General features: G+C 45.3%; 19 protein-coding genes. 9 read left to right on the top strand and 10 right to left on the bottom strand.

Annotated features, from left to right (window positions below):
• Position 1 precedes the first annotated feature (1 nt).
• From speE to speD, 3 genes are all read right to left on the bottom strand, one after another.
• Positions 2–844: a polyamine aminopropyltransferase gene (gene speE, locus LEP1GSC047_RS14215; RefSeq protein WP_010409423.1), complete on the bottom strand. Its 843-nt coding sequence runs from the start codon at positions 842–844 to the stop codon at positions 2–4.
• Between the two features lie 8 nt (positions 845–852).
• Positions 853–1,719 (bottom strand): S-adenosylmethionine decarboxylase, encoded by an 867-nt coding sequence (locus LEP1GSC047_RS14210; protein WP_010409421.1) that lies wholly within the window; start codon positions 1,717–1,719, stop codon positions 853–855.
• Positions 1,720–1,833: 114 nt separating this feature from the next.
• Positions 1,834–2,220 carry an adenosylmethionine decarboxylase gene (gene speD / locus LEP1GSC047_RS14205; protein WP_010409419.1) on the bottom strand — a complete coding sequence of 129 codons (387 nt, stop codon included), beginning with the start codon at positions 2,218–2,220 and terminating at the stop codon, positions 1,834–1,836.
• A gap of 161 nt (positions 2,221–2,381) precedes the next feature.
• Between speD and LEP1GSC047_RS14200 the strand changes: the two genes are divergently transcribed.
• A complete protein-coding gene (locus LEP1GSC047_RS14200) occupies positions 2,382–2,921 on the top strand; it encodes a hypothetical protein (RefSeq protein ID WP_238325590.1) in 540 nt (179 codons plus the stop codon).
• 77 nt (positions 2,922–2,998) lie between these two features.
• On the opposite strand, the gene LEP1GSC047_RS14195 is transcribed toward LEP1GSC047_RS14200, so the two are convergent.
• Entirely contained in the window at positions 2,999–3,493 is a 495-nt protein-coding gene (locus tag LEP1GSC047_RS14195; protein ID WP_020988930.1) for a DUF2505 family protein, read from the bottom strand.
• 43 nt (positions 3,494–3,536) lie between these two features.
• Between LEP1GSC047_RS14195 and alr the strand changes: the two genes are divergently transcribed.
• Genes alr through LEP1GSC047_RS14175 form a run of 4 tightly spaced genes read left to right on the top strand, consistent with a single transcriptional unit; the run spans position 3,537 to position 7,613 of the window.
• On the top strand, positions 3,537–4,790 hold the full coding sequence (alr, locus tag LEP1GSC047_RS14190; protein ID WP_010409413.1) for an alanine racemase: 1,254 nt from the start codon (positions 3,537–3,539) through the stop codon (positions 4,788–4,790).
• Positions 4,791–4,805: 15 nt separating this feature from the next.
• On the top strand, positions 4,806–5,951 hold the full coding sequence (locus LEP1GSC047_RS14185) for a lysophospholipid acyltransferase family protein (RefSeq protein ID WP_010409412.1): 1,146 nt from the start codon (positions 4,806–4,808) through the stop codon (positions 5,949–5,951).
• A gap of 10 nt (positions 5,952–5,961) precedes the next feature.
• Positions 5,962–6,864 carry a hypothetical protein gene (locus tag LEP1GSC047_RS14180; RefSeq protein WP_010409410.1) on the top strand — a complete coding sequence of 301 codons (903 nt, stop codon included), beginning with the start codon at positions 5,962–5,964 and terminating at the stop codon, positions 6,862–6,864.
• The gene (locus tag LEP1GSC047_RS14175) at positions 6,861–7,613 is read left to right on the top strand and encodes a hypothetical protein (RefSeq protein ID WP_010409408.1); all 753 of its coding nucleotides are present in this window, start codon (positions 6,861–6,863) and stop codon (positions 7,611–7,613) included. The genes LEP1GSC047_RS14180 and LEP1GSC047_RS14175 overlap by 4 nt, the downstream gene beginning before the upstream one ends.
• Positions 7,614–7,622: 9 nt before the next feature.
• Here the strand turns inward: LEP1GSC047_RS14175 and LEP1GSC047_RS14170 are convergent, their stop codons facing one another.
• Together LEP1GSC047_RS14170 and LEP1GSC047_RS14165 are read right to left on the bottom strand one after the other, a co-directional pair.
• Positions 7,623–8,288: an LIC_20245 family lipoprotein gene (locus tag LEP1GSC047_RS14170; protein ID WP_010409406.1), complete on the bottom strand. Its 666-nt coding sequence runs from the start codon at positions 8,286–8,288 to the stop codon at positions 7,623–7,625.
• Positions 8,285–10,591, bottom strand: a complete 2,307-nt coding sequence (locus LEP1GSC047_RS14165) for a sensor histidine kinase (protein ID WP_010409405.1) — start codon at positions 10,589–10,591, stop codon at positions 8,285–8,287. Before LEP1GSC047_RS14165 ends, LEP1GSC047_RS14170 begins: the two co-directional genes overlap by 4 nt.
• Before the next feature lie 153 nt (positions 10,592–10,744).
• On the opposite strand from LEP1GSC047_RS14165, the gene LEP1GSC047_RS14160 reads away from it, so the two are divergent.
• Complete coding sequence (locus tag LEP1GSC047_RS14160) at positions 10,745–11,326, top strand: lytic transglycosylase domain-containing protein (RefSeq protein WP_010409404.1); 582 nt, start codon at positions 10,745–10,747, stop codon at positions 11,324–11,326.
• Between the two features lie 38 nt (positions 11,327–11,364).
• On the opposite strand, the gene LEP1GSC047_RS14155 is transcribed toward LEP1GSC047_RS14160, so the two are convergent.
• Both LEP1GSC047_RS14155 and LEP1GSC047_RS14150 read right to left on the bottom strand, forming a co-directional pair.
• Positions 11,365–11,715, bottom strand: coding sequence for a Cys-rich protein (locus LEP1GSC047_RS14155; RefSeq protein WP_010409402.1), 351 nt, complete (start codon positions 11,713–11,715; stop codon positions 11,365–11,367).
• A complete protein-coding gene (locus LEP1GSC047_RS14150) occupies positions 11,712–13,478 on the bottom strand; it encodes an ArnT family glycosyltransferase (protein WP_081654383.1) in 1,767 nt (588 codons plus the stop codon). Before LEP1GSC047_RS14150 ends, LEP1GSC047_RS14155 begins: the two co-directional genes overlap by 4 nt.
• Before the next feature lie 141 nt (positions 13,479–13,619).
• On the opposite strand from LEP1GSC047_RS14150, the gene LEP1GSC047_RS14145 reads away from it, so the two are divergent.
• The 3 genes from LEP1GSC047_RS14145 to LEP1GSC047_RS14140 all read left to right on the top strand — a co-directional run bounded on the left by LEP1GSC047_RS14145 (position 13,620) and on the right by LEP1GSC047_RS14140 (position 15,246).
• On the top strand, positions 13,620–14,306 hold the full coding sequence (locus tag LEP1GSC047_RS14145) for a TetR/AcrR family transcriptional regulator (RefSeq protein WP_010409399.1): 687 nt from the start codon (positions 13,620–13,622) through the stop codon (positions 14,304–14,306).
• 432 nt (positions 14,307–14,738) lie between these two features.
• Complete coding sequence (locus tag LEP1GSC047_RS22215) at positions 14,739–14,906, top strand: hypothetical protein (RefSeq protein ID WP_020988873.1); 168 nt, start codon at positions 14,739–14,741, stop codon at positions 14,904–14,906.
• 118 nt (positions 14,907–15,024) lie between these two features.
• A complete protein-coding gene (locus tag LEP1GSC047_RS14140) occupies positions 15,025–15,246 on the top strand; it encodes a cysteine hydrolase family protein (protein WP_238325589.1) in 222 nt (73 codons plus the stop codon).
• Positions 15,247–15,281: 35 nt separating this feature from the next.
• Here LEP1GSC047_RS14140 and LEP1GSC047_RS14135 read toward each other — a convergent pair whose 3' ends face one another.
• Positions 15,282–16,013 (bottom strand): SGNH/GDSL hydrolase family protein, encoded by a 732-nt coding sequence (locus tag LEP1GSC047_RS14135; RefSeq protein ID WP_146036889.1) that lies wholly within the window; start codon positions 16,011–16,013, stop codon positions 15,282–15,284.
• Positions 16,014–16,170: 157 nt separating this feature from the next.
• Positions 16,171–17,973, bottom strand: coding sequence for a methyl-accepting chemotaxis protein (locus LEP1GSC047_RS14130; protein WP_010409395.1), 1,803 nt, complete (start codon positions 17,971–17,973; stop codon positions 16,171–16,173).
• Positions 17,974–18,155 lie beyond the last annotated feature (182 nt).

Below are 18,155 nucleotides of genomic sequence, written 5' to 3'. Positions count from 1 at the left end.
CTTACTTACGCACGATATATTCCTGAGCGAATGGAGGAAGCATAAACGCCGCCTTATGCATTTCTGCAGAGTAATACTTCAACCCTTTGGGGGCCCGCCTAGGATCCGGTTCCACTTTATACGGATCCGGTCCTTTGGAACAATACGTAAAACCGATAATTCCGGAAGGATATGTGGGCACTACGGTGAAATAGTAACCGCAATGATCGAAGATTTGAGGAATGAATTGAAAGAGTTCCTTGATGACCTTACCGTGATAGTAAAAACTTTCCCCCTGAGTCGTGCAAATCCCGCCCTGCTTTAAGGAAGCCGCCATAGTTTCATAAAAAGGTTTCTTAAAGAGAACCTCTGCCGGACCCACTGGGTCGGAAGAATCCACGCAGATTACGTCGAAGTATTCTTTATAATCTTGGACATATTTAGCTCCGTCTTCGTAGGCGTGTTTTACCCTCGGATCCTTCATCGCGTTTGCGATCTCGGGGAAGTATTCGTAGCATACGTCCACCACCCCCTTATCGATTTCACACAGATGGACTTCCTTTACGGAGGGATGCTTTAGAACTTCTCGCACCGTTCCGCCGTCACCTCCCCCAATCACCAAAACTTTTTCGGGATTGGGATGACTCATCATCGGAACGTGGACGATCATCTCATGATAAGCGAATTCGTCCGCCTCGGTCATCATGATCACTCCGTCAAGAGTAAACATGCGGCCAAAACTCTGGGATTCGAATACGTCTATCTTCTGGAAAGGAGTCCTTCGGCTATGGACGAATTCCTTTATTTTAATCTTCAGAGCGCGCCCGTTCGGTAGTTCGAGCGCTTCGTCCAGCCAGAGTTCCAATATGCCTCCTAGAAGCGGTTTGTTACGGTAAGGCGCATTGCATCGCCTTTAAAGAATTCCCGAGTAAATTCCGCCGCTACTTTCGGATCGTATCCTTTGCAGGAAAAGATATCGATATAGGAAGTATTGGTTTCGTTTGCGAAGTGAGCGGAAATGCAGGAAGTCTCTATCAGTTGGAACATAGAGTATCCGGCAACTCTCTCATCCTCTCCAAAATGAACGACGACGGTTTCACCGAATCGCTTCATTTCGATCAGATCACAGAGTTCGCGAACGTAGCGTCTGATCGCATCCGCATCGCGAATTGAAGCCGCATCACAGCCTTCCAGGTCGATGGAGGTCAAAAGACCCCAGGCGCCGTTCTTGAACGGCTCGTAGACCTTCAATTCGGGGTCTGCGTCGATTCTAGATTGGATATACGACGGGAAACTTCCGTTGAAGCGGTTTCTGACGATCTCAGCGTCTTCCGTACGAGCCCAAGCCAGTTCCGGATTTTTCATAGCAGGATGATACGTGATTTCTTCGCCGGCAGCGATGTCTCTCAGCGCGACGAGGGTAATATCGCCCTGAAATCCGCAGTTCGGCTCTATACTTTGTCGAATATAGTGGATCGAATCAATCCCGTCATCATGAAGGGGAGAAACCAGATAGAAGTCGCTATGAACCCGGTGCGGGGTCGACAATCCGGAAAGTCCCGCCAGTTCATTCTTGTGAACTGCCTTGCCTCCCCAGACGGCTACAACTTCACCCGCCGGAATAGCTTCTCTCGTAAAGAGGAAAGCCTCACCGGACTCGGTGGAATTGATTTCAATAGTACTTCTTAAAAAAGAAAAACGGTTAACGATCTTTACTTGCTCTTTAATCTTTAGGCTCATACTCTGATACCTCTCCTCGTGGTAATAATACAAAAGAACTCCTTGCTCCCTCCGGGAGAAGGAAATTGATCTTTATCGATGGGGGGTGTTCCGGCTCTGCCGGAGAGATAGTCCTTAATTCCCAACTGGCTTGTAAGGTAGGTCGACGCCTAATTGCAACAAACCACGCTTCATCTCCACTACAGAGATGCTTTTGGCACAGAAGCGTTCCTTGAGATATTCCAGAGCGGTCTGGTTATCAATAATGTCTCCACAGGTGAAGACGTCGATTGCGCAGTAACCGTATTCGGGCCAGGAATGGATCGCGAAGTGGGATTCGCTTACGACGACCACACCGCTTACGCCAAAGGGACTAAACCTATGAAACACAGATTTAACCGTAGTGGCGCCGGAAAGGTCGGCGGCCTTCAACATGATATCTTCTACCAATTCGTGATTGTTGATGGTCTCGTAATCACACTCATAAAATTCTGCAATTACGTGCTTACCCAATGCGTTCATCTACTGCCTGACACCTCCGAAACTTGGTTTTTGGTTTAGAAACCGAGCATGCGTATGACTATGTTTTTTTGTCAACTCTCTACGTAAATTTATATTTATTTTTTCCAAACTTCTTTTTCTTAGAATCGGAAAAACCGCCGAACAAATTATATTACATTTCTATGGAAAGGTCAAAAAGCGAATTTTCAAAACCGGAAATGACTCCGATTCAAACGATGAATTTTATTTTTAGAAAACGGGCTCTTTTGATTCTTTTTGGGCTCTTTTGCATTATTTTAAGTATTGTTTGGTTTGCAAATAACGCTTTTTTTTTCGCTCCGACACCCGGTAAACGAACTCTAACTCGAGCGATCGCCTTCTCCCAAGCCGAAAAATCCGGAAGAAAAGGAGTGTTGTTCCTCGCCCAGGCTCCTAACTGTCTGGGTTGTAAGGAAGCTTCTACTTCTCTCCAGACTCTGCAAAGCTTCGGTTGGGAATTCCTCGAGATCGACTCGGAAAGCCCCGACTACGAACAACTTTTATCTGACGACCGCTTCGCCGACAAATTGACTAGCCTTCAAAAAAGAAAACCGGTTTGGGGAGCTTGGAATCTAGGAGAGGAGTTGATCTATCTCGGAGAAGGAAGTCCCACAGAGGAGCTCCTGGACACGCTCAAGGGCTGGGGGAACACTGTGAACGGGGAAGAACCGAAAAGGGAATAAATTCAAAGTACTTAAGGAATAAAATTTCAAGCAGCCAGCAAAAAGATAGCTGCTCGATTCTTGGATGGAGGGAAGAATTACTCGGCTTGGTATTTTTTTAAAAATTCGGAGATGGAATTCTTATCCTTGTCCAAGGAATGCCTATGAATCTCTTCGATAACAGTTTCGATCACGGTTCCCATTAAGAAAACTCCCGAAGAGACCTGCACGTCGTAGCTACGCTCCGATTCGTTCGGACCCAGCTCCTTATAGACCGAAACTCCCTTAATTGTTACAATCGAATCGTTTCCGGGGGGAGCGATCGTAAATTCGTGCGTGTTTGTGCTAAGATCGAAGACTGAATTTTCCAAGAGTGACGGATCGGAAAGCAAGGTGGCCAGAACTTTAGGCAGAGAATCCGCCAATTTTACTTTTCTCTTTTGAAAAACCCGATCTCCCTCTTTTTTTTCCTCCAAAAGCTCTACGTTTTTTAGTTCCGGAAACTGTTCCAGGTATTTGTAACGATCTTCCCTGGCTTTGAGAAGATCCTGGAGGGGAACGGGGAAGGTTTGCACGACTTTATATTGCTTCATCCGGTACTTCCTGGGTTGTTTGTGAGGAGTTTTCTCGGGCAGCATGCGGAGTTTTCTTCCCTCGGGAAACCCTTTTTTTTCCGCGATTGATTTGGAAAAAACTATTGGGAAGAAACCGGGAGAAAGCAATACTAGGAGAAACGGAAAGGAATCGAGACGACCCTTGAAAGACAGAACCTGGATCGAACTTTCGCAAGAGGCAGTGACGCTGAACCTCAAAAGTTTTCGTTCCCTTCTCAGTCCCAAGACCCTTTTAAGCGCAGTGATCAAGTCCAATGCGTACGGCCACGGCTTTTTGCAGATGGCGGAATTATCTTTAAATGCCGGAGCGGATCTGCTCGCGGTCAATTCTCTGGAGGAAGCTCGTTATCTTCGAAGCAAATATCCTTCCGCCCGCATCCTTATTATGGGTGCGACTCCGGCCATCCAGGAACGAGTGAAGGAAATCTCGGATTCTAATTTCTGGGTAGTCGTTTCAAGAGTGGAAGATGCCGGCATTCTTGCAAATTGTCGCCCGAGACCGCAAATTCATTTGAAGGTGGATACCGGTATGGGACGACTGGGCTCTTTCGGAAACGAATTAGAGTCGATCCTATCCGGTTTCAAAAAGGAACGTTTATCTCTGGAAGGAATTTGCACCCATTTTGCGAGTACGGAAGATGTCATCGAACAAAAGTACTCCAAGGTGCAGATACAAAAATTTGCGGAAGCGATTCTGGCCCTCGAGAAATTCGGATATACGAACGTTATCCGACATGCTTGTGCGTCGGCTTCCACCATGCTCTTTCCGGAAGCGCATTACGATTTGGTTCGAATCGGGATTTCCCTCTATGGGCTTTGGCCTAGTCTCCAAACGAGACTCTCGCTTCATTTAAACGGAAAGAGCGAATTTCGTCTGCATCCAGTACTTCGTTGGAAGACGAGAGTAGTACATATGCAAGATTTACCCTCCGACAGTTTCGTCGGTTACGGATCCACCTACCAAACCAGCGCACCGACGAAAGTCGCAGTCGTACCGGTCGGTTATTACGAGGGATTGGATCGGAAACTTTCCAATAACGGAGTCATGCTGGTACGGGGCAAGCGCGCGAAAATTCTGGGAAGAATTTGTATGAACATGACCATGCTCGATGTGACACATATACGCGGCATTGAAATCGGAGATGAGGTTACGATTATCGGAAAGGACGGTCAGGAAGAAGTCACTGCCGACGACCATGCCAATTGGACTAATACGATTAATTACGAAACCACGACTCGGATAAGCGAATCCGTGCCTAAGTACATCGTGGAATAAAAAAGGAAAAATTGAATGAATTCTACATCTCAAATGAGCACACCAACCGAACAAGTCGAACCCGTCCGAACTACGAAAACTTACAGCTGGATGATCGATCTCGTTTATAAAGCGCGAGGCTTTGCATTCGATTCTTTTGAAGAACATTTCCCGAACGGAAAATCGGACGAAAAATTGGATGCACCCTATCCTTCCGTCCTCATGGCCAATCACGTTTCGGAAGCCGACGTTCCCGCATTGGCCGCCGTTTATCGGCACGTATTCCCTAAGATTAAATTCGCGATTCCTGCTCGCGAAGATATGCTCGGAAAGGGATTTTTAGTGAATGAACTCCGACCTAAAGGAATCATGAAAGTCATCTTAGGTTTGATCGACAAATCTATGATTATCCCGAAATTTATGGATTATATAGGTTGCGTTCCTATAAAGAGACCGTTTAGGGATAACACGAGGGAGCTTTTGAAGAAAGGGGAACTTCGGGATATGGTGGAACAGGAATGGAGCTATCTCTCCGAAAAAATCGCCCAAGGACGAACCCTGTTCCTGTTCCCGGAAGGTACATTTAATCACGACGGTTATATGAATCAAATCAAGAAAGGCGTTTATTTCCTACGCTCCAAGTTCAAAGGATTGCATTTTAATTCCTTTACGTTCACGTACGATTATTTCTCGTCCAAAAAAGCCGAACTTCATATCGGTTACGGACAACCCTTCCCGATTCCCGAAGAAGCCGACGCGGACGAAGTGGCAGGCATAGTAAAGGAGAAATTAGGAAACGGTTATACGGTTACGGCAGGAAATTTGGCCTCCTATCTGCTTTTAAAATGCGAAGGAAAGGCTAGGGAAAGCAAAACCAAATTATTCGCGGCGCTAAAGGCTCTGGCGGAAACGATTCGTTCCAAGCATCCGGAAATTTATATTTCACGGAAATTTTCGGGCGAACATTTAATGAGCGCTTTCGACTCCTTTTTGGGAAAAGCCAAGGAAAAAGGGTATTTAAAATTGGACGGCGAAGATATAGTTTTCGACGAAAAACTGTTTCAAGCCCCCAAAGATACTCATAATTTAAGAAAGAAAAATTTAGTCTTATATCATAAAAACCAGCTAACTTCTCATTTACCGAAATTGGAAGCGGCCTGGTCTAGTTTGCAAACCGCATAAGGAGAATCGTTTGGCGTTTCGAATTGTTTTTTTTCGATCGCGAAAGTCCAGAGTTAACGACTGGCTTACGCAACCCGGGCGACTCGAAGAGTCTTTTCGCCGAAGTTTACATTTTTTATTCGATTCCTGCCTGGAAGAACTCTTGCCGGAAAACATTCGTCTTTCTCCATCCTCAGTCGGTTTCATACGGCTTCCGGAAGAAAAAATCCAAGTTTTGTCGGAAGAGTTCCCGATCGAAAAAGCCTTCCCTCACACTTCATTCGATGAATTTTTGTCGGAGGAAACTCGAGAAGCTCTAGTGGAATTGATCGCCGGCACTCAGGCGGCGCCTTCTAAAAATCTAATATTAGGAATTCTAAATCTACCCGAAGTTCAGGATATTCTTTCCCAAGGGTTGGAAAAAGTCCTAACCGAATTCCATAAAAAAATCAATCCGTTGCACGGAGTTTTTCAAGCCGCCGGCTTGGAAAAGCAGGTTTCTCAATTCTTATCGTCGTTATTGCCGGCCTTTACGGAACGCATCGCGGATTTCGTCTCCATCGGTTCCGGTGCCGCAGAAGTCCAATCCGCACTTCGAAATACTCTGAGACTTCTTTTTAAAACCGGATTTGCCGAAATGGGCCGAGTGGATGGCGGGCAGATCGGACCTCGAGTGGATCGTCTTAGACGAGCCGTCGCTTCCGATTTGAAAGTTCAATCCGCGCTGGAGAATTTGTACGGAACCGCCCGCGACACCCTGCTGAATCATTACCGAAAAGAAACGATCCGGGAGTTTCTCGGACTGTCGACCACCGAGCTGGAACTTTGGGTCGGTAAGGTCGCCGAAGACGCCGCGTACAATCTGAGAGAAGTAAATAAAAAGCGGAATCTTTCTCCTTTAGTTTTGGAAATATTGAAGGATATACTAGGTTGAAAAAAGTCATATCCACAATTCAAAACGCTCTAGAGTATCTGGACAAACTAGGCCCGCAGAAATCGTTTCAGCTATTTCGAAATTTGGGATACGAAGCGCTGTTTTCCATTTCGGAAAAAGTGGATCACAAAAAGCTACTTTACCTAAGTCAACATCTCGGTGAAAAGGAAATCGTATCACTCATCCAATCCATACCCGAAACGATTTTAGTTCCGCTGATTCGGGAATCCGATCCGGCAGACCTTGTTTTTTTCGTAAAACATCTGGGACTACCGGATTTGACGATCCTAGCTCAGGCTCTACCGGCGGAAGATGTCCGAAAGATTAATCAAGTTCTCGGTCCTAAGTCGATCGTTGAAATTTTGCACGGACTGGGATCGGATAAATCATTAGAATATCTGAATGCAGTAGGGCTGGAATCGTTTTTAGAATTGGCTAAGGCGCTCCCCGTCAAAGACTTTGTTCCCCTAGCGAATGCGCTGACTCCTCAGGAATGCGCCGAATGGATACGCAAAAGAGGCGTCGCTGAAATCCCCCTACTCCTCAAGGGATTCGGAACGAAGAACGCCTTGGTTTTGCTGAAACAGGTCGGCTTTGGGAAAATCCTGCACTTGCTGGAACTTTTAGGACTAGAACCGTTATTTGCGCTTACGGCTCTACTTGCCGATATGAATTTACCGATCGCCAAAAAGACTGCGGGAAAAAAGAAGCTTATCTCGAAAAAGAAAAAAGGGAAACATAGGCGTTAAGCGTACCCGTTAATTTCCATTACTTTTTTTTGAAGCAAGAACTTCTGCCCTGCTCTTTTCGATATTCTCGATTCTCTCCCTGACTATTTTCCCGTATTCGCTATTTGCCGATCGGTCGGATCCGGAAGATTTTTCGAAATTCTCCATGCTGTACTTGAGAATTTCCAGCATATCGTCCGACCGCTTTAATTTTGTATCTAAAAAGAAATTCATATCCTCTTTGGAAACTTCCCTTCTGTCCAGAAGATCGCTCTGAATTCGATAATAATGATCCTCCTCTTCCTTGCGTTTGGCGGCTTCTTCCGAAGAGATTTTACGGGGAATGAATCGATTGTCGGGGAAGCGATCCGCAAGCGGCTTGAACCGTTCGTACATCTGCTCGTACAATTTTGCCCGATCTTCCTCGCTCAACTTGTCCAAGTAGGATTTTTTTTCTTCCGGAAGCCTAGGTTCATTAGGATCTACGGCTTTTTCCTCCGTAGTTCCGGAAAAGTCCACGAACCCCGAAGAAGATTCGAACAAGGAATATTCCTGGCGAGAGACCGTATCTTGAGAGAGTCCGCCTTGAAGAAGTTCCGATTTCCTTCCATTATCCCTAGGAGACCAAAAAGAAATCAGTACGCCCGATAAAACTAGAATCGCAAAAATCGAATAAAACAAAAGTCGGGGCTTCATGAGGTCAATAAGGGTAAAACGACTCGAAAAATACTTCCGCCTTTTCGGTTGGGCTCTACGAAGACCTCGCCGCCCATTTTATTTACGAGAGCACGGCTGATCGACAAACCTAGACCGGTTCCTCCCACGGTCCGATTCCGTTGATCCGGCACTCGAAAAAATCGTTCAAAAATCATTTCTTTATATTTCGGATCGATTCCGATACCCATGTCGATAACGCTTAGTTCTAATTTGGAAGGGGAAATTTTCTTTAAGACAACGTCCACGGCTCCCCTTTCCGTATATTTAATCGCATTCACGAACAAATTGGTTATGATTTGGGAAAACTCGAATCGTACTCCCTTTATCCGCAATCCTTTGGCAAGATTGGATACGACCTCCAATCCCTTCTCGACCGCCGGTGGAGAATTGATGTACAAGACTTCCTCTATGACCACCGCAGGGTCGAAAATCTCCTCCATTTCCTCGGAGCTTTGGGAATCCTTTTTTTCCAGCTGAAGCAGATTTTCTATCAGGAAATTCAGTCTTCGTACGTTCTTACGAATCACGTCCGCCATTTCCTTTTGCTCTTCGTTTAACGTCAGAACCGGATCGGATAAAAGCAGGTCGAAATATCCCTGGATGTTCGTCATCGGTGATCGCAGTTCGTGGGAAATATTCGAGATAAATTCGTGTTTGATTCTTTCCGATTCCAAAACGAGCGCATTATCGCTGACTTGGATTTGATAGAATCGCTTCGTTTCGGCACTAAACCCGGTCACGCTTAAGCCGACCGAAAAACGGGTCCCGTCCTTTAAAATCAAGGTCGCCTCGGGAAGAAATGCCATATTCTGATCCTTTCCTCCCGGCGATTTCAATTCGTTTTGGTCCAAAATGTCCGGTAGAATTCTCGCTAATCTTATATTCTTGATTTCGGAACCTTGGTATCCGGAAACTTCCCTGAAACGCCGGTTGGCGTCCACAATCATCCGCGTATCTGCGTTGACGATGATCATCGCATCCGTGGCAAATTCGAACATATAGCGATAGCGTTCTTCGGTGGTTTGTCTCTTTAAATCGCTTATATCGAGACGGGTCTCCAGGAGATAATTGTCCTCCATGAGGCGCTTGTTCTTCTCTTCTAAATCACGTATTTCTTGATTTAGATAATCTAATATACTATTGATCGAGGAACGAATGAAAAGATACGGGCTTATCGGGATCTGCTTATCTAGAGACATTTCGCGACGACCCGAAAATAGGCCCAACGCAAGTTCTTTCATTTCGCCGACTAAGTTGCGAAGAGGTGATTTAGTGAGTTCTTTTTTGTTCAGACTCCGATTCGGATGTAAGGTAGAATAATATTCCGCGTGTAACTTGGTTTTTTTGAAATCTAGCGCACCGGGAAATTTCGGGAAAGGATTATCGGCTACACGTTGCGACGCTAAGTCCAATAATTGAGCCGTTTGTTCGTCTCCAGGATATGTCTTTCTATACATATCCACCACAAATCGAACGTCGTCCAAAGACGGCATACCCGAAAGGATTCTTCCCAATTCCGAAACAGGACGTCTGTAAAAACCGTCCAAATCCACGGGCTTCCAAGGACAGGGACCTACCCAATCCGCAACGTACGAATCACCTTCGTAAGCGACATGATTCGCTAGATCTTCCATCGCTTTTTTCAAAGCTCTCGAAACCCGATTCGCTTCGTCGGGAAATTTAGACGCAAATCTTCCCGTAAACGCCAACATGTTTGTGGGAAGATAATAGGGTGGAATTTCATTGTCTACCGTGAGGCAGTATCCTTTTTCTCCGAAAAATGGATATTCCTGCAAGGAAGCAGCGACCCCCATACACTCCGCTCTTATGAATTCGTGTACTAAAAGTGTCGGGCGGGTAACCAAATAGGGTACCGGCTTTCTACGATGGTAGTTTTCCGATCTGAAAAATTCTTCCGCCACGAATCTATCCAAAGACAATGGATGAAGAATCGGTAAAAAACTATGGTAAGAGTCCCGTATCGCCTCGGCCTCCATGTACGAGGCGGAATAAAATCCCTGAACCAAACAGGATAGAATTACGCCGCGGAATAGGGTCCAATTCGGGGAGGTCCTACGTAATTGTTGGTCCAGCCAAGCAGTAAATGGAACCTCTCCCGCTTCAGCTCTCCCTTCTCTCAAATAAGCAAAAACAGCTTCGTAACTTTTCAGGACTCGGACACGAACTTTTACTCCTTCTTCTTCGAAATATCCTCGACTGAATGCAAGGAATACCGGGAAGGCAGTAAGCCTAGGTGTGGTGACTATCTCTATTTCAATCACGGGCCTATCCTTCAATATCCTGATCTTTTTTCAACCAACCCTTTTCTCAAACTGTGAAAAGACCCAAAAAACGCTTCAGAAGCCTCCAAAAATAGCCGAGAGACATAATAGGTCATTTTATACTAAACAGATTAGAATTGGACCCGAGGACCGATGAAGCTAGCGGATCTACCTGCCTTTCAAAGTATACTAAGCCGGATGGAAGAGATTCGAGAAATTCCGGATCGATTCGTCCCTAAGAAGGAAGAAACTCGTACGGAGGTAATTCCTCCTACAAATACGCAAGAATCCTTTTCCGATATCCTAAATTCAAAGTTATCCGACATCGAATCCACTCGAAACGTAAGAGGCGATTTAGATACGCTGGGACTTTCCGGTTTTATTCGGCAGGAATCGGCCCGAAACGGACTGGACCCGAATTTAGTAAAATCGGTAATTAAAGCGGAATCCGATTTTAAACCCAACGCAATCTCCCGGAAAGGCGCGATCGGATTAATGCAATTAATGCCCGGAACGGCCGAAATGCTGGGGGTCGAAGATCCGTTCGATCCCGCGGAAAACATTTCGGGAGGCACAAAGTTTTTGGGCGATCTAGTAAAAAGATTCGGCAATACGGACCTGGCTATCGCGGCGTATAACGCAGGACCAGGCGCCGTAGAAAAGCATAAAGGAATTCCACCGTTTAAGGAAACCAGGGATTACGTCAAAAAAGTAAATCGATTCTGGAAGGGATAATCCTCCAGAATCGATTTCCAATACCAAAAAGTCGTTTTTTAATAGTACTTTTTCATTTCCTGAAATAGACAGGACGTTAAATGGGTGCAGGAAGACATCTTTTCAGGAACCAGGCAGACCTGCATTTTATCGAAATGTTTTCTACAACCTCTCAAGCAAGAATTCTCCATCTTATATAATTGATCTTCGGTAGCCTGAGGTATCGACTCTTTCGTACATTTGGTTAGGGAATCGCAATATTCGATGCAAATCTCCTTGCCTTCCCAATCTTCTTTGGTAATGGAACCCGGCAGTTTTGCGTATTTTACGGCTACGAATCCCCCCACGGCAATTCCAAGCAATAAAATGGGAAGATAGCGGAAGACTTTTGCAAGCCAGGGAGAAGTCATCTTGCCTCCGAATTTTTTAATAAATGAGTAGGTTCATAATAAAAGATTAATTCTTGGCCGTGACCGTTTTCGAGAAATTCGGACCAAGTAAGATCTCTTTTTCGAATCGGCCAAGATTGAACGAGTTTATAATCGTCTCGGCCCTTCCAATGTGCAACGTAGTCGATTACCGCTCGGTCTCCGTCGACGCAGTTCCGTTCGGAACCGGGAACGGAATGCGCCACATCCGACCCGACTAACGCGTTCTTATACGAAAGTGCCGTCCAGGGGTTCTCCGCAATTACGCAGACTTTCTTTGCCTGTAGGACCGGCCCCGACTCAGGAAAATCCGAAAGACTTAAAGCCGGAATTAAGGAGAATTGAACGTAAGCCATCAGGAGGCCGGCCACCAGTACATTACAAATAGCGTATATAGAGAGATTATTTACGAATCTAGGCGTAAGAATGAATACGATAAAAGCGGAGACGGTAAGAATCGCGAATAATGTATCGAGAAGTACGGTAGTTCCTAAAATCCGCTCGTAGCAGACTTTTCCGACCGTAAGCAGAGCTCCAAAACCGATTAGAAAGCCCAAATTATAGGAAAGAGGTTTCTTTAAGATTTCCTGATTTGTCCGCGAGAAAAAGGCCCCGGCTCCGAGAAATGCCAGAGGCAATATCGGAAGAGCATAATAAAAATCCTTACGATTCGGAGTCAGATGAATCATAAGAATCGCAAACGAGGCCCATATGAGCGTCTTCCCTAAAACTTGCGCGTAATTTTTCGCCTTTGTAGCGAGGGCATAAATATTCGCAAAAAGTAATAAGAACGAAAAAGGGAGACTATAAAGTAACCAACCGGCTGGAAGAATCCATTCCCCTTGATTCGTAGTCGCACTTGAAAATTTTCCCAAATTTTCCGTTAGAAAAAAGAAAGCCAGAAACTCTCGTCCCGCTTCGGAATACGAGAGCAAACTGATAATCCATATCGCAGGAACGACAAGAGCCGAAAGATGAAATATTACGTTATCTTGAACTTCCTTACCGATTCGTTTGAACCCGATCCATTTTCCGGACGAGTTCGTAATAAACACGTTGACGCCTGAAAACGATACCAATACGATTCCTGCATAAACCTGAAACAGCGGGCCTTTTACTAAAAAGGCCATACCCGAAAGAATTCCCGCAACGACCAGCCATCCTCGCTCCCGCGAAACTTGGTACTTAAGAACTAAGACCGAAACTGCCGTTATGAAAAAGACAAGAAACGCTTCCATCATGACCAAGCGGGAAAATTTAAACGTTCCCAGGGTGAATAAGAAGGATGCGGCAAAGGAAAAAGCGAAGAAAGGCCGAGAACCTAGTATCCGCAGGCCGGAGTATATACAGAGTGCCGTAGATAAAAAAAGAAGAAAGGATGGGAATCTTTCCGCGAAGATGCTGGTCCCAAAAATTGAATCCGCGGCAATGCCTGACCAAAAGAGCGCCGGAGGTTTGTAAAGGTTCATCACTCCTTCAAATTTAGGAAATAGAAAGGAGGAACTGGAAAGACTTTCACGAATCGTCGCAATGTGCATCTCTTCGTCGCCCTGGGTCAGAATTTGATAACTACCGAGGCCGGGTAATAATACGCCTAGTCCGAGTAATAAGAGAAGAGCTATGTACATTGTGTCCCCTGTCCTAATCCATAACGCCAAGGGAGCATTATTCTTGGCGTTATGCTGAGACGGTTTATTTTCGCTTGAATATTGAGTAGATTTCGTTTGTAATTCAAGTGCCTTCATCGTCTACTATGTAATTACTTACTTACATTTTACATTCTTCCGGAGGATCGGAATGCCGAGCAAGCGCGAAAAGTTCAACAAAATGAAAATCCGCTTGGCTGATTAGTCAACGGTCGGGATATATTTCCTGTGGACGGTTAAATGACAAAGCCTGTAAAAAAGAAGATCAAAAAAGATGCTCGAAAATCCCCGTCTTCGTCCTTAGCAAAATCATCCCCTAAGAAAAGGGATCGAATCGGAACGGAGAAAGCGTTGATGAAGGCCGCGATTCAGGTTTTTGCTCAAAAAGGATACGATGCAGCGACGACGAAAGACATTGCCGGATTGGCAGGCGCGAATGAGGCCCTGATTATGCGATACTTCGGCGGAAAGCAGGGTCTTTTAGAAGCGATTCTCACGAGAGCGGAAGAACTGGACGAGAATGGGGACGCTCTTCTCAAAAAATCCCCCGCTGCTAAAGATTACACTCATTTAGAAGAAGCCTTGCTCGATTCGATTTCGGAGCGATGCAGCGAATTTAAAAATTATTCCGACTTCATGAAAGTGGCAGTAAGCAGAATCATCTTGGATGCCAACGTGAGTAAAATTATACAAACGAAGATTTATGAAAAGGCCATTCCTGAAATGGTCAGAGAATTAGAGAAATTTAAAAAAGCCGGCGAAATCGATTCAAAGGTGGATCTAAAATCCGTTGCGTTCGGAATTTCCTCGCTTACGTTTGCCTTGGGCTTTATGGGACAAATCGTCTACAAGGTTCCCGAGCCTGAAATCAAGGCCACAATCCGAGAGATGGTCCGGTTATTGCACAAAGGGCTGAAATCGGACTAGGTGGTTCGGGGATTACGGAGGACAGACGACAGATTTCCTGACTTCACCACCCTGATGGAACTCCTACAGAATTGATTGCATTTAACCTCTAATACCTAAACTCTAACCACTTCCAATCGACATGCCGGGCGCTCGCAGAGGGCGGAAGACAGAAACTGCTCGATGTTGGAAAAGCCGCCGTGAAATCCACTATAACACAAGAATCTTTCTCTAGTACGTGGAAACCCCGTTGACCAATGTTCTGTCTTCTGTGTCGGAGCTCCAACATAATTCGTTTTTAAAAAAATTGTTGTCAGGTTAATAGGAATAATCTTCTGTCTTCTGCTTACGAAAAAAATTTATTAGAAATAATAAATTATCGAAACGGAATATTTCATATCCGAGTGAAATAAATCGTCTAAAGATTCGCTACCATAAATAAAGAGGCGACGCGTGAACACGAAAAGAGAATTCGAAGGTATCCTTTCCAATACAGAACAGCCAAAATCGGATCTTCCCAAAACGCAGGATCACCCGGTCGTCTATTCTACCGAATCTTTTTACGATTCGGAATGCTTTGGAGAAATATTGGAAAGTAACTTCGACGGCTCTTTTTATTAAGAAGCCGGATTTATTCGTTAAATCACGGCCATTTCGCCCGTTCCATAGGCGATCGTTCGCGATATTTCATGACCCTTTTCATAGTAGGCACCTTTTTAGGTACCGATTGGATATGATTTTGCGGGCAAACGAAATCAATACAATCGTAATGTTCGGCGTCGCTACAAGCGGAGTCGTTCTCTCCACATTACGCCAAGCATCGGATACAGGTTATAAGAACAGAATACTCAAGGATCTCTGCGCAGATAAAGATCCGGAGACTCACCAAGTATTGATGGAAAAGTTTTTCCTAGACAAGCCGAAATTATATCTTCCGATGATTTCTGGAAGCCCTGACTAAATCGGCAAAGTAAGTCGTGGCGGCGGGTCCAAATTTTATTCGAGTAAGAATTTCTTGATCAACTTTTGGACGACGTCGGCTCCCCTTTGATTCAAATGAATATTATCCGTCAGGAAGCGCAGGTCCCGCATATCCGAAATGGAATTCCAGTCTTGAAACATTGCATAATGTAGAAAGATCGCAATGTACATCGCGGGCAAATCCATCCTATATTCCGGAATATTATTCTGCGCTTTACTCCGTAAAATCGCATCCAATTCTTCGTGCAAAGGAAGATAGGACACTCTCTCCGCCTCCGCAATTTTGCGGATTTCTCCGCTAAACTCAGAGGAACGAAGATAAGGCTCGCTCTGCAAAACTTCTCCCAGAGGAGGGAGAGAGATCAAAGCAATCTTCGCGTTCGTCTCGCTCCGTAATTTCATAATAAGATTATGCAGGCTGCTAACGAATAGCTCCTTAGAAGGCGGTTCGGACAATCGCCAAAGTTTAATATAGCGTTCGGATTCCTCCGCACTAAGCGAAGCTTTTACGTCGTTAGTGCCGATTAAGATCGTAATAAAATCCGGTTCCAGTGCGATAATATCGTCGACTTTCTGCAACAAATTATAGGCCAGACGACTATTGATCCCGGCGTTAACGAATGAAAATTTTTCGAGATCGAAATCGGAAGCGAGCCCGTTTACATAATCGTAGCTGACTCTTCCATGAGTGATGCTATCGCCCATGCATACGACGATCCGCTTCCTCGGATCTTTAGACGCCGCCAAGGCGGCCACCGGATTATTACTCGGAATCCCGGTTGCCTGTTGAATAAGCGTGGCCGACCAAACAGACGAATATTATAAAAGCCACAAGGGTCGAAATCAGTATTCGTTTAATCATATCGATTTTTCGAATTCTTTAGATCCAAGAATCGGTAAAGAATCAGGTTTTAAAGAACTCGACATCACCTTTCAAACTTGCGGCTTGGTGGGCAAGTTTTTCCGCAAGATTGTCTATGTCGCTCACTACTCTATTTAACAGTTCCGTCGTTTCGGATATAGACACGATGGTTCTGGAAAATTCCGCCGATGTCTGGGATTGTTCCAGCGTATGATTTCTAATTTCTTCCGCAGATCGAGATAGATCGGTAAACGCCGATCTAACATTAGCGCTTGCCGAAAGTTGGGAATCCGATAGATCGGCCACCTCGGATATTCTATCCAACGTAATCCCGACGGTTTGTCCTATCTTTTGAAAGACTGCTTGAGTCGATTCGATCACTTCTCGACCGCTTTTCGTCGCAGTTAAAGCTTCTTGAATGGCGGCGCGAATTCTCTTTGCATTTTCTTGGGTTTGCTCCCCTAATTTCGAGATCTCTTGAGCCACGACCGCAAACCCTTTTCCTGCCTCACCTGCTCTTGCGGCCTCGATCGCGGCGTTTAGCGAAAGTAAGCCGATCCGGTCCGTAATCTCGTGGATTACATTTACCGTAGCGCCCATTTTAGAAGTACTCTCTTCGATATCGGCCATTGCTTTTTTGGTCCCGAGCAACGCCTCCTCACCTTTCGACGTCTCGAACTTCATTTTATCCGCATCGCTTTTAGTTTCCGAAAGCGCCAAGTGGACTTGTCGAATCCTACCGTCCAATTCCACCAAGGAATCGGTCGCTTTTTGCGTAATGGAAGCCTGCCCGTCCGCGCGAGACGCTGTCGAACTCACCGAGGCCGCAATCTCCTCCACTCCGGCGCTCATTTGCTCCGTTGCAGCGGCCTGCTCCTGCATCTTTCTCGAAAGTTCTTTGGTATTCTCTTCTAAAACCTTCGAGCTTCCCGAAAGTTTTTCGGCTTCTCGAATCACGCTTTTAACGATAATTCGAAGTCGCTTTACAAAATCGTTTAATGATTTACTACTATTACCCAGTTCGTCCGTTGAGAGCATCGGCAATTCTATCGTTAAATCTCCCTTTGACATCTCCTCGAATGCTTTTACCATATTTCCGGAATTCTTCCGAATACTGACCGCGAGTAGATAAGAGGCGACCGCAACCGTGATCAGCATAAAAAATAACGTAAGAACCAGCGGAGTCGTCACATCCCCGAGTTTAATCCAACCTTTGGTTTCCTCGAAAAGCAAGTATCCGAAGATCACTACCGGCAATAACGAAATTGACGCGATAGTCGCAAAGATCCGGGAAAAAATCGAAACCTTTCGGACTGCGGAAGATTGTGTCTGTACGCCGCTTAACGTATCGGATTCCAGAACCGAGGAAAGAATCGATTCGGTTAAAAAGAAATGGGATACTCCTAGGATCGGATAGATGATAGCCGGAAGGAAAGCGAACGGTAAAGATTCGAAAAAAGTCGGCTGAAAGGCAAGATGCATGATCCGCCAAGCGAAGGTTATTCCGTAGCTCCATTGAATAACGTAAAAAAGCGTATTCAAAAGCGGAAAGTTAAGGATCCGGGCCTTGGTCCGGGACTTGCCGACAGGATTTAATTTATTCCATTGTTCAGGCTCGAGGACTACGAGAATTCTACCGAGATAGAAAAACCGAATCGCCGGCACGACGAAAGAAGTCACAAGCGAAATGCAGGAACAGATGATTAACGCGAGGGATTTGTGAAAGTCATAACCGCCCGCCGTAATGATGAACAAAACTGCGAGAGGAACCGCTAAAATGGAAGTTAACACTTCCATTCCTACCGTAATTTTCCAACGTAGTTTGCGGGATTCTCTCTGGTTCATAATTTTCTAACTTTCCGTTTTTATATATATAGAAACAATAAATTTCTTTACTTTCAAGATATATGACGAAACCCCCAAAGTCTTGCACACAACTTTCTTACGTATCGCGTTAAGACGCGAAACAATCCACAGCAATCAAGCAAAAAGACGGAATTCCGACACATCTGCGCCTTTCAGAGGAC

The organism is Leptospira inadai serovar Lyme str. 10 (genome assembly GCF_000243675.2).
GTDB classification, from domain to species: Bacteria; Spirochaetota; Leptospiria; order Leptospirales; family Leptospiraceae; genus Leptospira_B; species Leptospira_B inadai.
Note: the sequence above shows the minus strand (reverse complement) of the source record. Positions and strands in the feature narration are given on the sequence as shown.

Excerpts from the sequence above, each read along its gene's own strand:
- LEP1GSC047_RS14160 (WP_010409404.1), top strand. The coding sequence starts at position 10,745 with ATGAAGCTAGCGGATCTACCTGCCTTTCAAAGTATACTAAGCCGGATG.
- LEP1GSC047_RS14210 (WP_010409421.1), bottom strand. The coding sequence starts at position 1,719 with ATGAGCCTAAAGATTAAAGAGCAAGTAAAGATCGTTAACCGTTTTTCT.
- LEP1GSC047_RS14195 (WP_020988930.1), bottom strand. The coding sequence starts at position 3,493 with ATGAAGCAATATAAAGTCGTGCAAACCTTCCCCGTTCCCCTCCAGGAT.
- LEP1GSC047_RS14185 (WP_010409412.1), top strand. The coding sequence starts at position 4,806 with ATGAATTCTACATCTCAAATGAGCACACCAACCGAACAAGTCGAACCC.
- speD (WP_010409419.1), bottom strand. The coding sequence starts at position 2,220 with ATGAACGCATTGGGTAAGCACGTAATTGCAGAATTTTATGAGTGTGAT.
- alr (WP_010409413.1), top strand. The coding sequence starts at position 3,537 with ATGCGGAGTTTTCTTCCCTCGGGAAACCCTTTTTTTTCCGCGATTGAT.
- LEP1GSC047_RS14130 (WP_010409395.1), bottom strand. The coding sequence starts at position 17,973 with ATGAACCAGAGAGAATCCCGCAAACTACGTTGGAAAATTACGGTAGGA.
- LEP1GSC047_RS14200 (WP_238325590.1), top strand. The coding sequence starts at position 2,382 with ATGGAAAGGTCAAAAAGCGAATTTTCAAAACCGGAAATGACTCCGATT.
- LEP1GSC047_RS14170 (WP_010409406.1), bottom strand. The coding sequence starts at position 8,288 with ATGAAGCCCCGACTTTTGTTTTATTCGATTTTTGCGATTCTAGTTTTA.
- LEP1GSC047_RS14145 (WP_010409399.1), top strand. The coding sequence starts at position 13,620 with ATGACAAAGCCTGTAAAAAAGAAGATCAAAAAAGATGCTCGAAAATCC.
- LEP1GSC047_RS14155 (WP_010409402.1), bottom strand. The coding sequence starts at position 11,715 with ATGACTTCTCCCTGGCTTGCAAAAGTCTTCCGCTATCTTCCCATTTTA.
- LEP1GSC047_RS14150 (WP_081654383.1), bottom strand. The coding sequence starts at position 13,478 with ATGAAGGCACTTGAATTACAAACGAAATCTACTCAATATTCAAGCGAA.